Below are 11866 nucleotides of genomic sequence, written 5' to 3'. Positions count from 1 at the left end.
CGCCCGGGCCGTCTTGGCAAGGTCCTGACCGAGCGGGAAGCTGAACTTCCCTTCCCCTCACAGCAGTTGGAGGCCTCCGTGTCGTCACGGACGTTCCGCATCGGTCGCCGCAGATGGCTGACCGGACTCGCCGGTGCCGCCGCCCTGGTCGTCGCCTTCCCCGCCGCCGCCTTCGCGGCCCCGCCGCAGGCGCTGCCCGCCAACGCCGAGACGGTCGAGAAGACCTACCAGCCGGCCTTCGACTACGACACCGACGGCTGCTACTCCACGCCCGCGATCGGCCCCGACGGCACGGTCAACGGCGGCCTCAACCCGACCGGCGCGCTCAACGGCTCGTGCCGGGACGCGTCCGACCTCGACAACACCAACAGCTACTCGCGCTACAAGTGCAACAACGGCTGGTGCGCCTATCTGTACGGCCTGTACTTCGAGAAGGACCAGGCGATAGCGGGCAGCAGCATCGGCGGGCACCGGCACGACTGGGAGCACGTCGTGGTGTGGGTGCAGAGCGGCCAGATCAAGTACGTCTCGACGTCCAACCACGGCTCGTTCACCGTGCACACGGCGTCCGAGGTGCGCTTCGACGGCAGCCACGCGAAGATCGTCTACCACAAGGACGGCATCAGCACGCACTGCTTCCGGCTGGCCAACTCCAACGACGAGCCGCCGGAGAACCACAAGGGCACCTGGCAGTACCCGCCGCTGGTCGGCTGGAACGGCTACCCGGCGGGCCTTCGTGACAAGCTGAGCGCCTACGACTTCGGCAGCGCCAACTTCGGCCTCAAGGACGCCAGCTTCGCCTCCCACCTCAGCTCGGCGAAGCCCTCGGGAATCACGTTCGACCCCAACGCCTGATCCGGGCCACGGTGGCGGCATGGATCTTGAGAAGGAACGGCCGCCGGGCGCCCGCCAGCTGTTCGAGGCGCTGTCGGCGGGCGTGAACGGCGCCGTCGTCGAGCCCTGCCTGGGGCGGTTCGGGAACACGTGGCACCCGGATCGCCTCGGCCGCCCGGGCGGCCGGCACTGGCCTATCGCCGCCGGCACCGTGCTCCGGTCGCCCGCGGCTGGGGATCCGGCTCCCGCTGGCGCACCGGCTTCCGCGTCGGCTCGGCGGCCCGGACGCAGATCGGCTCACCCTCGACGCCGTGGCGGACGAGGAGGCCGGAGCGCTGCTCACCGCGGCCGAGCGCCGTGACCTGCTGCGCAACCGCCTGTCTGCTGCGCACTCCGCTCGACCCGGCCGTGCCGGCCCAGGACGCCGACCTGTTCCCCTTCCACTGGCGGCCGGCGGGGTGACGGGACCCTGGTTCGCCGTGCGGCGGCCGACAGGATGTCGGAATCCGTGGCCGGCACGAAGGTCTATCGTGTGTCCATGTCCGTGCCCGAGTTGATTCGTATCGTCTCCCGCGACTCTCCGATGGCGCTCGCTCAGGTGGCCCGTGTCCGGGCCGAGTTGGCCGCCCTCCATCCGCACGTGCGCACCGAGGTCGTACCGGTGAAGACGACCGGCGACAAGTGGCTGGGCGATCTGTCCAAGGTGGAGGGCAAGGGGGCGTTCACCAAAGAGGTGGACGCCGCGCTGCTGGCCGGCGAGGCGGATCTCGCCGTGCACTGTGTGAAGGATGTGCCGGCCGACCGGCCGCTGCCCGCCGGGACGGTGTTCGCGGCGTTCCTGAAGCGGGACGACATCCGCGACGCCCTCGTCCACCCGGACGGGCTGACGCTGGACCAGTTGCCGCCGGGCACCCGGATCGGCACCTCCTCGGTCCGCCGGGTCGCCCAGCTGGCGGCCACCCACCCGTATCTGGAGTGCGTGCCGTTCCGCGGCAACGCCAACCGGCGCCTGGAGAAGCTCGCCGCCGGGGACGCCGACGCCCTGCTGCTCGCGGTGTCGGGCCTGGAGCGGATCGGCCGCACGGACGTGATCAGCGAGGTGCTGGACCCGGAGACGATGATGCCGCCGATCGGCGCGGGCATCCTCGCGCTGCAGTGCCGGGAGGGCGACATCGAGCTGATCGACGTGGTGAGCGAACTCGGTGACCCGGACACCTACCGGGAGGCCACCGCCGAGCGGATGTTCCTGCACGTCCTCCAGGGGCACTGCAACAGCCCGATCGCCGGGTACGCCCGAGTCGACGGCGGCGGTGAACTGTCGCTGCGCGGCTGTGTGTTCACGCCGGACGGCAAGACCCGGCTGAACGCGCACGAATGGGCGGGCCGTCTCGACCCGGCGACGCTGGGCACCTCGGTCGCCGTGGCGCTGCTGCGGCAGGGCGCCCGCGAGCTCATCGACGGCATCCCGCACTAGGTCCGTTTGGATCAGGCCGCAGGTCAGTGGCGGTGCGGTTCGATGCCGGGGAGCGGGGGCTGGTGCGTGTGGCTGCAAGGCGGAGGAGGCGTGGACAATCAGCCGCTTCCGCGGCGGGCGACGCGGTGGGGGCACCCCCGGCCGAAGGCTGGGGGACGTCGGCGACCGAGGACAACGCGGCAGATGCGCGCACCAGCCCCGGCGTCTGCGGAGTGATCCAAACGAGAGGCCCTAGGCCGGGGAACCGGGCTCCGTCTGGTCCTTGAGGAAGGCGCTCACCTGGTGGGCCAGGCTGCCCTGCCCGGCGCCCTGGCAGGCCGTGGCGGTGGTCGACTCCAGTACGCCGATGCCGCCCGCCCACAGCCGGCGGTCGGTCCAGTCCTCGTCGACGCGCAACTGGATCTGGATGTCCACCTGGGTGAGGGCGGTCTCCGGGCCGGCGGCGTAGAGGACGGCGGTGGCGCGGCGCAGCGGGTAGACGTCGAAGCCCTCGATGAACTGGGAGTTGCGCCAGTCGATGAACGCGCCCTCCCCGTCGGGGCCCAGCCGCACGTCGACCTGACCGTCCTCCAGCTGGACGCCGAAGTGACGGGACCCGCGGTTCTCGATGGTCACCCGGACACTGAAGTACGTCAGCCCGGCCGCGGCGTCGTCCCGGCCGCGCGGCGGCTCGGCCTCCGCCAGGCGGTGGACGCGGACCCGCAGACCGGCATGCTCCTCGTACTCGTGCCAGTCCCCGACCACTTTCGGCTCGTACACAGTGCCCCTCTCGACCCCCGCTGTTTATCTGTGTGCTCAGCGCACTGTCAAATGAGCGGAATGCGCTGTGGCCAGGGGGTTCGCCCGCTTTGATCGCTGATCAAAGCGTTGCGCAGCAGTTATCCCGGCCCGGGGCTCCGGGGCGGGACACAGGCGCGTGCCGCACATCACGTCGGCGTCTCATCCGCGGCAAGATCAGCGGGCCAGGCGGCCGAGCAGCGAGGAGGCGGCGGTGATGCCGAGGGCGGCGGCGACCGCCAGCACACCGAAGTCGAGGGCGAGGTGCGCGGGCGTGCCCAGCAGCAGCCCGCGCAGGGCGTCGACCTGGTAGCTCAGCGGGTTGATCTTGCTGACCGCCTGGAGCCAGCCCGGCATGATCGCCACCGGGTAGAGGGCGTTGGAGCCGAAGAACAGCGGCATGGTGATCGCCTGTCCGATGCCCATCAGCCGGTCACGGCTGAGGACGATGCCCGCGATGCTCATCGACAGGCAGGAGAAGAAGGCGGAGGCGAGGACGACGGCCAGCCCCACCCCGAGCAGCTTCAGCGGGTTCCAGGTGAGCGCGACCCCGAGGATCGCGGCGATGACGATCACCACGACGGCCTGGATCAGGGACTTCACCCCGGCCGCGAAGGCCTTGCCGGTGATGAGGGCCGAGCGCGGGGTGGGGGTGACGAGGAGCTTGCTGAGGATGCCGGCGTCGCGCTCCCAGATGATCTGGATGCCGTAGAAGATCGCGATGAACATCGCGGACTGGGCGATGATGCCGGGCGCGAGGTAGTCGATGTAGGGGATGCCGCCGGTGGGTATCGCCTTGATCCGGCTGAAGGTCTGGCCGAAGATCAGCAGCCACAGAGCGGGCTGTATCGCCCGGGTGTAGAGCTCGGTGCGGTCATGGCGGAGCTTCTGGAGCTCGACGGCGCACATGGCGGCGACCCGGGCCGGGAGCAGCAGCCATCCGGAGCGCGGCTGGGGCGGCGTGAGCAGCAGGGATGACGCCGTGCGCTCAGCCGACGCGGTTCGCCGTGCGGCGGGTGCTTCGGACATCGCGGAAACCTCCTGACTGGTCGTCGAGGCCGCTGCCGGCCACGTCGCGGAAGACGTCTTCGAGGGTGGGCAGGGTGTCGGTGCCCTGGCGTTCAGCGAGGCCGCGCCTGAGCTCCTCGGGGGTGCCGAGGGCGCGGATGCGGCCGCGGTGCATCAGCCCGATCCGGCCGCAGTGCTGGTCGGCCTCATCCATGTAGTGGGTGGTGACCAGGACGGTCATGCCGGTGGCTTCGCGTACGGCGTTGATCTGGTCCCACACGCCGATGCGTGCGATCGGGTCGAGGCCGATGGTCGGCTCGTCGAGGATCAGCAGCCGGGGCGCGCTGACCAGCGCCTGGGCCAGTTCCAGCCGGCGGACCATACCGCCGGAGTAGGTGCCGGCGAGCCGGTCGGCGGCGTCGGCGAGGTCGACGGCCTCCAGTGCCTGTACGACCCGTTCGGCACGCTCGCGCCGGGGGACGTCGAAGACCCGGGCGAACAGGGCGACGTTCTCGCGTCCGGTGAGCCCGCTGTCGGCGGACAGTTGCTGCGGTACGTAGCCGAGCAGTCTGCGGACGGCCATCCGCTCCCGGCCGGTGTCGTGGCCGAAGACCCGGACCATCCCGGCGGGTACCGGAAGCAGGGTGGTGATGCAGCGGATGGCGGTGGTCTTGCCGGCGCCGTTGGGGCCCAGCAGTCCGAACACCTCGCCCTCGCCGACGGTCAGGTCCAGCCCGTCCACGGCCTTGGTCTCCCCGAAGGAGTGGGTAAGCCCGGTGCAGGCGACTGCGGTGGTGTCGGGCGTCATGATTCCTCGGCTTCCTCGTGCAGGGTGACGGCCAGGCTGCGCAGCGCCGGGAGCGCCGCCTTCAGCGCCTCCTGGTCCGCCGCGTCGAGCCGGGACACATGGCTGACGACGAGGTCCGCGCGGCGCCGCTGCCAGTCGGCGAGGCGTTTCTCGGAGGTCTCGGTGAGCAGCAGGCGGGCGGCCCGGCGGTCGCCGGGGTCGGTCTCCCGGAGCAGGTAGCCGTCCTTGACCAGCTGGTTGACCAGGGTCGAGACCGAGTTGCTCGCCAGGTACAGCTCCTTGGCGGCGTCCGAGATGCCGATCCCGGGCCGCGACTCGACCAGACGCAGCAGCTCCACCTCGGCGCCACGCAGCCGGGGCAGCCCGAGCCCGCGGCGCAGCCGGCGGCGGATCAGCCGCTGGATACCGATGAGCGCGCCGGCCAGCTCTTCCGGAAAGTTCTCTGATGTCACACTCGGAAGATTACCTCTGCTACAGAGGTAATCCCACCCAAGGGACGGTCAAGGGAGACGAGACCAAACTCACCTTTTCTAGTAGGTTGTTTGGTAATGCCCCATTTGGGGAATCCGCTGTTCAGTGCTTCGGACCGGAGGCACATGCGTGGGAGCCGCCCTTCGCCGGTCCCCGTGTTCTCCCCGGGGTCCGAGTGCGTTCCTCCTACGGTGTCCGTCCACACAGCACCCGCTGAGGGAGGTGCGCGCCAATGCGTGCCACCACCGCCACCCCCAAGCCCCATCCCCACCACGACGCCCCCGACACGGCCGAGGACTTCGCCCGGCTGGCAGGGCTGCCCGTGGGCCCGGAGCGCCGGGCCCTGCGGGACCAACTGGTCGAGCTCTGGCTGCCCATGGCCGAGCGGATCGCCGTCCGGTTCCGCGGCCGCGGGGAAACCCTGGAGGACCTCTACCAGGTCGCCGCGCTGGGGCTTGTGAAGGCCGTCGACCACTACGACCCGGCGCGCGGCCGGGCCTTCGAGGCATACGCCGTGCCGACGATCACCGGCGAGATCAAGCGCCACTTCCGTGACCACATGTGGACCCTGCACGTTCCACGCCGGGTCCAGGAACTGCGCAACCGGGTCCGGGTCGCCCTCAAGGAGCTGGACCAGGCCTCCCCGGGCGACGCGCCCACGGTCTCCGAGATCGCCGAGCGGGCCCAGCTCACCGAGAGCGAGGTGCGGGCCGGGATGGAGGCCCTGGACTGCTTCTCGGCGCTGTCGCTGGACGCCGAGGTGTGCGGCGGCGACGGCTACGCGCTCGGCGACACCCTGGGCGGCCCCGACCCCGGCTACGACCTGATCGTCGACCGCACCGCGGCCGAGCCCTGCCTCCAGGGCCTTCCCGAGCGCGACCGGCTCATCCTCTACCTGCGGTTCTTCCGCGGCATGACGCAGAGCCGGATCGCCGAGCAGCTGGGCGTCTCGCAGATGCATGTGTCCCGGCTGCTCAGCGCCTGCTTCGAGCGGCTTCGCGAGGAGCTGCTGGCCGAGGCCGAGGCGGGCTGAGTCTCACTCGGAGGGTGTGCCGGGGATCTGCGCCGGCCCGTACCGGTCGAGGGCGTCCTCCAGTTCGGCGCGGATCCTGGCGGGCATGTCCCCGGTGCGCCCCCAGATGAGGATCAGCTCCGCGACGTTGCGGAGCTTGACATTGGTGTGCTGGGAGACCTCCTTGAGCACCTCCCACCCCTCGTCGGGTGTCACGCGGCCGAGCGCGACCACCATCCCGATCGCCTGGTCCACCACGGCGTGGGAGGTGACGGCCTCCTTGAGCTGGTCGATCTCCTCCTGGAGGTGGAGGATCGCGTCCGTCTCGCTCTCGCTTTCGCTCACTCTCCCATGGTCCTCACTCGTCTGGCTGACTGCCACCGGGGTACTCGGCAGGCACCCACGCCACTTCCGGTTGGAGACTGGTGTCAGGCCGGTCCCCCCGCCGGCCCCGACACCAGGACGCGAGTGCCATGAACAACGACACGCCTGCCCCCGGTTCTGCGAAGAAGCGAGACGTCGTCTCCACGGACTCGGTCTTCGGCGCCCCGTGCTGGGTGAGCCTGACCAGCCGCGACCTCCAGGCGACCGAGGACTTCTACAGCGCCGTGCTCGGCTGGCGATGGCGCAGTGTCAGGCTCGGCGACCACTTCCGGCTCGCCTTGGCGGACGGGGTGCCGGTCGCGGGCATCGCCGCGGTCGCCTCGATGTGGCAGATGGCGGTGGCCTGGACGCCGTACTTCGCCGTCCCGGACGCGGACGAGGCCGTCGCCCGGGCCCGCGAGCGCGGTGGCACGCCGGCGGTCGGGCCGCTGTCCTTCCCTCCCGGCCGCGCGGCGCTCCTCGCCGACCGGGACGGGGCGATCTTCGGGATCTGGGAGGGCGAGCTGGTCTCCAACTGGGAGACCTGGCGCGAGGCGGCACCCACCTTCATCCGCCTGCACACCCGTAACGCCTTCGACTCGGCCATCTTCTACGGCGAGGTCCTCGGCTGGGCCTCCGACAAATCGGGCTGCTGCGAGGTGGAGTACGAGGGCGGCGAGGTCGTCCTGCGCAGCCGGGGGGACGTCGTGGCCCGCATCGACTCCGGGGCGGTGGAGGCGGCCCCCGATCCGTCGGTGCGGCCGCACTGGCAGATCCACTTCGCGGTCGCCGACGTCGGTGAGTGCGCGCGGGCGGCCGAGAAACACGGCGGCAGTGTCCTGCGGGAGCAGGACACCGAGGCCATACTGCGTGACCCGGACGGGGCGCAGTTCACCGTGACGGCGCGCCCTCTCCTTCCCTAGTGCCGCGGGAGGGCCGGGACAGCAGGACCAGGCTGCGGGCCTCGGCGCGCAGCCTGGTGCCCGCCTTGTGTTCGCGTTCGTCGGGGATGCCGTCGGGCTCGGCGGTGTCGATGAGGCTCGTCCAGCGTTCGCCGTAGGAGTCGTCGGGAAGCCGGAAGTCGACCGGTTCCCAGCAGCTGTTGAGGAGCAGCAGGAACGAGTCGTCGACCAGACGCCGGCCGTAGGGGTCGCGTTCGGCGATGGCGTCGCCGTTGAGGAAGACACCGACCGAGTGCGCGTCGGGGCGCTGCCAGTCCCGGTCGGTCATCTCGCGGGCGTCGGGCAGCAGCCAGACCAGGTCGGGCAGCGGCTGTCCGGGGTGCATGGCGGTCTCACCGCGGAAGAAGCGGCGCCGGCGCAGCACGGGGTGGGCGGCGCGCAGCCCGATGACGTACCGGGTGAAGTCGTTGAGCGTCCGCTGTTCATCGGTGAGCTCCCAGTCGGTCCAGGAGACCTCGTTGTCCTGGCAGTAGGCGTTGTTGTTGCCGCGCTGGGTGCGGCCGAGTTCGTCGCCGTGGCTGAGCATCGGGATGCCCTGGGACAGCAGCAGGGTGGCGAGGAAGTTGCGCTGCTGGCGGGCCCGGAGCTCAAGGACCGCCGGGTCCGTGGTGTCGCCTTCGGCGCCGCAGTTCCAGGACCGGTTGTGGCTCTCGCCGTCCCGGTCGCCCTCGCCGTTGGCCTGGTTGTGCTTGTCGTTGTACGACACCAGGTCGCGCAGGGTGAAACCGTCGTGCGCGGTCACGAAGTTGACGCTGGCGCGCGGCCGGCGCCCCCTGTGCTGGTACAGGTCGGAGGATCCGGTGAGCCGGGAGGCGAACTCGCCGAGCGACCCCGGCTCGGCCCGCCAGAAGTCCCGTACGGTGTCCCGGTACTTGCCGTTCCACTCCGACCACAGCGGCGGGAAGTTGCCGACCTGATATCCGCCCTCCCCCACGTCCCAGGGCTCGGCGATGAGCTTCACCCGGCTGATCACCGGGTCCTGCTGGATCAGGTCGAAGAACGCGGAGAGCCGGTCCACCTCGTGGAACTGCCTCGCCAGCGTGGCCGCGAGGTCGAAGCGGAAGCCGTCCACATGCATCTCCGTCACCCAGTACCGCAGCGAGTCCATGATCAGCTGAAGGACGTAGGGATGGCGCATCAGCAGGCTGTTGCCGGTGCCGGTGGTGTCGTAGTAGTGCGCCCAGTCGCCGTCGACCAGCCGGTAGTAGGAGGCGTTGTCGATGCCCCGGAAGGAGAGCGTGGGGCCCATCTCGTTGCCCTCGGCGGTGTGGTTGTAGACCACGTCGAGGATCACTTCGAGGCCGGCCGCGTGCAGCGCCTTGACCATCGCCTTGAACTCGTTGACCTGCTGGCCCCGGCTGCCGAAGGCGGCGTAGGCGTTGTGCGGGGCGAAGAAGCCGATGGTGTTGTAGCCCCAGTAGTTGGACAGTCCCCGGTCCTGCAACACCCCGTCCTGCACGAACTGGTGGACCGGCATCAACTCGACCGCCGTGACGCCGAGCGAGGTCAGGTGCTCGAGGACCGCCGGGTGCGCGAGACCGGCGTACGTGCCCTTGAGCCGTTCGGGTACCTCCGGATGGGCGCGGGTGAAGCCGCGGACATGGGCCTCGTAGATCACCGAGTCGGAGTAGGCCCGCCGGGGCGGACGGTCGTCACCCCAGTCGAAGTAGGGGTCGGTGACCACACCGAGCATGGAGTGCCCGGCGCTGTCGGCCGGGGACGGCCCGCCCGGGATGCGCTCGTACAGCGACGCGTGGTTGTCGATCTGGCCGTCGACCGCCCGGGCGTACGGGTCCAGCAGCAGCTTCGCCGGATTGCACCGGTGGCCGAGCTCCGGGTCCCAGGGACCGGTCACCCGGTAGCCGTAGCGCTGCCCCGGCCCGACGCCGGGAAGACAGGCGTGCCAGACGAACCCGTCGACCTCGGTCATCGGCACCGGCCGCTCGGTGCCGGCCTCGTTCACCAGGACCAGCTCGACCCGCTCGGCGACCTCGCTGAACAGGGCGAAGTTGGTGCCCTGTCCGTCGAAGGAGGCACCCAACGGGTAGGGGTGCCCGCTCCACACGGGCACCCCTTTCCGGGACTTCCGAGCCGTCACCGGGCGCCCTCCAGAACGCCGCCGGCGGATACGGCCAGTTGGGCGACGGGGACGGCGCGGGGCGCCCGGAGCGTCCGGCGCAGGCTGGGCGCCGGCGCGGTCGGGACCAGTGGGACGCGCTCGCCGGACCGGGCTCGCTGCGAGAACCAGATGATCTTGCTGCCGGTCTCCGAGGCGCAGCACCCCCAGCCGTCGCTGGTGGCGGCGAGGTGCGCCAGGCACAGTCGCAGGTCCTGGTCGGGGCGCAGGTCACGGTCGTCGTCACCGATGGCGGTGATCAGATGCTGCCCGTTCCACCACATCTCGATGGACGTGTGCTTGTCCGTCGCATGCTGGTCGATGGCGGTCAGCAGCAGTTCGGCACCGCGGCAGACGGGTTCCACGAGGTTGTCGAGGTCCCAGTAGCGGAGATGGGCGGCCAGGATGCGGCTGACCTGTCCCACCCGTTCCGGGCTGACCTCCACGTCGAGGTGGTAGTAGCAGGGCACTGCGGTCTTCATTGTCGCTAGCTCCTCACCGGCGCAGCTCCGCTCCCCTCACCATCCGGAAATCCGTTCCGGACGCGCAGCGTGAGCACTCATCGCTTCTGAGTCACCTCAACAGTGGGGGTGCTACGCCATTCGTGCAACACGAGAGCCGCACGAGGTGGTTGAAGATCCAACAAGACGCTCCGTCGCCATCCGTGCACCATGAGTGAAAGCCTCGATTCGCCGTAGCAGCTCCGTGCCTTTCCGTGCCCGGACGCTCCCCGACCATCGGGGACACGTGCCCACTCGAGAGCGTCGGAAGGAAAGACACGGCCATGCTGCTACCCGCGAAGGCCGAGGTGGCCCGGCAGCTGCGGCGCTACCGGGCGTGGGAGCGAGTGATGCTCGCCTCGCCGCAGGACCGCGAAGTGCGGTCCACCTTCGAGGACTCGGGCTACACGCTGTGCGTGCTGATGGGCAAGCGCTGCGCCCGGGAGGCGGTGGACGCGGCCGAGCGCTACCTGCGCACCAGCCTCGTCACCTATCTGCGGGAACAGGGCGGGCGGACGCAGCTGAGCGGGAAGGTCCGGCGGAGCCCGCCGTCGGACCGGAGCTCCGCGAGGCAGTGATCCGCAGGCGGACCCCGCGGGAAGACACCAGTCCTCCCGCGCTCTACGGACCGCGGAGCGGGCCCCGGGCCCGGCTCCGCGCACGGCGGAGGTGAGACCCATGAAGGCGACAGAGGCCATCGGCCGTGTTCCGGTGCGTGACGTGCAACCGGCCGTGGACAACGGCGGGCGTCCGGCGAAGGCGGTCCCCGGCGAGACCTTCCAGGTCACCGCCACCGTCTTCCGCGAGGGTCATGACGCCGTCGGCGCCAATGTGGTGCTGTGCGATCCAGAGGGCCGGGCCGGCGCCTGGGCGCCGATGCGGGAACTGGTCCCCGGCACCGACCGCTGGGGCGCCGACGTCACCGCGGACACGACCGGCCGCTGGACGTATCACGTGGAGGCCTGGAGCGCCCCGCTGACCACCTGGCGGCGGCACGCGCGGGTGAAGATCCCGGCGGGCATCGACACCGGCCTGGTCCTGGAGGAGGGCGCCGAGCTGTACGCGCGCGCGGCCGCCGGGGTCCCCCAGGGCCCGGAGCGCGAGCGGGTCCTGGCGGCGGCCCGGGCTTTGGGCGACGACTCCCTCCCCCTGCACACACGTCTGGCGAGCGCGCTGGCTCCCGAGGTGGACGAGATCCTCACCCGCCATCCGCTGCGGGAGCTGGTCACCGCGTCCGAGCCGCTGCCGCTGCTGGTCGAGCGCGAGCGGGCCCTTTTCGGCTCCTGGTACGAGTTCTTCCCGCGCTCCGAGGGCACGGCCGAGCAGCCGCACGGCACCTTCCGGACAGCGGCCCGACGGCTCCCGGCGATCGCGGAGATGGGCTTCGACGTCGTCTACCTGCCCCCGATCCATCCCATCGGGACCACCTTCCGCAAGGGGCCCAACAACACCCTGAGCGCTGGGCCGGAGGATGTCGGCGTGCCGTGGGCGATCGGCTCTCCCGAGGGCGGGCATGACGCCGTGCATCCGGAGCTGGGGAC

At 70.8% G+C, this 11866-nt stretch carries 13 protein-coding genes; 6 read left to right on the top strand and 7 right to left on the bottom strand.

The window, feature by feature from the left end:
* Nucleotides 1–78: 78 nt before the first annotated feature.
* Both ABZ396_RS30550 and hemC read left to right on the top strand, forming a co-directional pair.
* On the top strand, nt 79–855 hold the full coding sequence (locus tag ABZ396_RS30550; RefSeq protein ID WP_358926569.1) for an NPP1 family protein: 777 nt from the start codon (nt 79–81) through the stop codon (nt 853–855).
* A gap of 511 nt (nt 856–1366) precedes the next feature.
* Nucleotides 1367–2308 carry a hydroxymethylbilane synthase gene (gene hemC / locus ABZ396_RS30545; protein WP_358926577.1) on the top strand — a complete coding sequence of 314 codons (942 nt, stop codon included), beginning with the start codon at nt 1367–1369 and terminating at the stop codon, nt 2306–2308.
* A 231-nt stretch (nt 2309–2539) separates the two neighbouring features.
* Here hemC and ABZ396_RS30540 read toward each other — a convergent pair whose 3' ends face one another.
* The 4 genes from ABZ396_RS30540 to ABZ396_RS30525 form a co-directional block, all read right to left on the bottom strand.
* Nucleotides 2540–3067 (bottom strand): hypothetical protein, encoded by a 528-nt coding sequence (locus tag ABZ396_RS30540; protein ID WP_358926568.1) that lies wholly within the window; start codon nt 3065–3067, stop codon nt 2540–2542.
* 195 nt (nt 3068–3262) lie between these two features.
* Nucleotides 3263–4114: an ABC transporter permease gene (locus tag ABZ396_RS30535; protein ID WP_358926567.1), complete on the bottom strand. Its 852-nt coding sequence runs from the start codon at nt 4112–4114 to the stop codon at nt 3263–3265.
* Nucleotides 4074–4901, bottom strand: coding sequence for an ATP-binding cassette domain-containing protein (locus ABZ396_RS30530; RefSeq protein ID WP_358926566.1), 828 nt, complete (start codon nt 4899–4901; stop codon nt 4074–4076). Before ABZ396_RS30530 ends, ABZ396_RS30535 begins: the two co-directional genes overlap by 41 nt.
* On the bottom strand, nt 4898–5353 hold the full coding sequence (locus ABZ396_RS30525; RefSeq protein WP_358926565.1) for a MarR family transcriptional regulator: 456 nt from the start codon (nt 5351–5353) through the stop codon (nt 4898–4900). Before ABZ396_RS30525 ends, ABZ396_RS30530 begins: the two co-directional genes overlap by 4 nt.
* A 251-nt stretch (nt 5354–5604) precedes the next feature.
* Between ABZ396_RS30525 and ABZ396_RS30520 the strand changes: the two genes are divergently transcribed.
* Nucleotides 5605–6405 carry an RNA polymerase sigma factor SigF gene (locus tag ABZ396_RS30520; RefSeq protein ID WP_358926564.1) on the top strand — a complete coding sequence of 267 codons (801 nt, stop codon included), beginning with the start codon at nt 5605–5607 and terminating at the stop codon, nt 6403–6405.
* A gap of 3 nt (nt 6406–6408) precedes the next feature.
* On the opposite strand, the gene ABZ396_RS30515 is transcribed toward ABZ396_RS30520, so the two are convergent.
* Nucleotides 6409–6729 carry an ANTAR domain-containing protein gene (locus tag ABZ396_RS30515; protein ID WP_358926563.1) on the bottom strand — a complete coding sequence of 107 codons (321 nt, stop codon included), beginning with the start codon at nt 6727–6729 and terminating at the stop codon, nt 6409–6411.
* 128 nt (nt 6730–6857) lie between these two features.
* Here ABZ396_RS30515 and ABZ396_RS30510 point away from each other — a divergent pair, with 128 nt between their 5' ends.
* On the top strand, nt 6858–7670 hold the full coding sequence (locus ABZ396_RS30510; RefSeq protein WP_358926562.1) for a VOC family protein: 813 nt from the start codon (nt 6858–6860) through the stop codon (nt 7668–7670).
* Here the strand turns inward: ABZ396_RS30510 and glgX are convergent.
* Nucleotides 7639–9807 carry a glycogen debranching protein GlgX gene (gene glgX, locus ABZ396_RS30505; RefSeq protein ID WP_358926561.1) on the bottom strand — a complete coding sequence of 723 codons (2169 nt, stop codon included), beginning with the start codon at nt 9805–9807 and terminating at the stop codon, nt 7639–7641. The genes ABZ396_RS30510 and glgX overlap by 32 nt on opposite strands.
* The gene (locus ABZ396_RS30500) at nt 9804–10307 is read right to left on the bottom strand and encodes a pep a2 (protein WP_358926560.1); all 504 of its coding nucleotides are present in this window, start codon (nt 10305–10307) and stop codon (nt 9804–9806) included. Before ABZ396_RS30500 ends, glgX begins: the two co-directional genes overlap by 4 nt.
* A gap of 302 nt (nt 10308–10609) precedes the next feature.
* On the opposite strand from ABZ396_RS30500, the gene ABZ396_RS30495 reads away from it, so the two are divergent.
* Together ABZ396_RS30495 and ABZ396_RS30490 are read left to right on the top strand one after the other, a co-directional pair.
* Nucleotides 10610–10903 (top strand): DUF5133 domain-containing protein, encoded by a 294-nt coding sequence (locus ABZ396_RS30495; protein ID WP_358926559.1) that lies wholly within the window; start codon nt 10610–10612, stop codon nt 10901–10903.
* A 100-nt stretch (nt 10904–11003) separates the two neighbouring features.
* Nucleotides 11004–11866: maltotransferase domain-containing protein (locus ABZ396_RS30490; protein ID WP_359186415.1), on the top strand; the 863-nt coding region annotated here is incomplete at its 3' end.

This window comes from Streptomyces sp. NPDC005866, from assembly GCF_040629895.1.
Lineage (GTDB): Bacteria > Actinomycetota > Actinomycetes > Streptomycetales > Streptomycetaceae > Streptomyces.
Note: the sequence above shows the minus strand (reverse complement) of the source record. Positions and strands in the feature narration are given on the sequence as shown.

Bases quoted from the DNA above. Each gene is read 5' to 3' on its own strand.
- ABZ396_RS30535 (WP_358926567.1), bottom strand. From the start codon at position 4,114: ATGTCCGAAGCACCCGCCGCACGGCGAACCGCGTCGGCTGAGCGCACG.
- ABZ396_RS30530 (WP_358926566.1), bottom strand. From the start codon at position 4,901: ATGACGCCCGACACCACCGCAGTCGCCTGCACCGGGCTTACCCACTCC.
- ABZ396_RS30520 (WP_358926564.1), top strand. From the start codon at position 5,605: ATGCGTGCCACCACCGCCACCCCCAAGCCCCATCCCCACCACGACGCC.
- ABZ396_RS30510 (WP_358926562.1), top strand. From the start codon at position 6,858: ATGAACAACGACACGCCTGCCCCCGGTTCTGCGAAGAAGCGAGACGTC.
- ABZ396_RS30500 (WP_358926560.1), bottom strand. From the start codon at position 10,307: ATGAAGACCGCAGTGCCCTGCTACTACCACCTCGACGTGGAGGTCAGC.
- ABZ396_RS30495 (WP_358926559.1), top strand. From the start codon at position 10,610: ATGCTGCTACCCGCGAAGGCCGAGGTGGCCCGGCAGCTGCGGCGCTAC.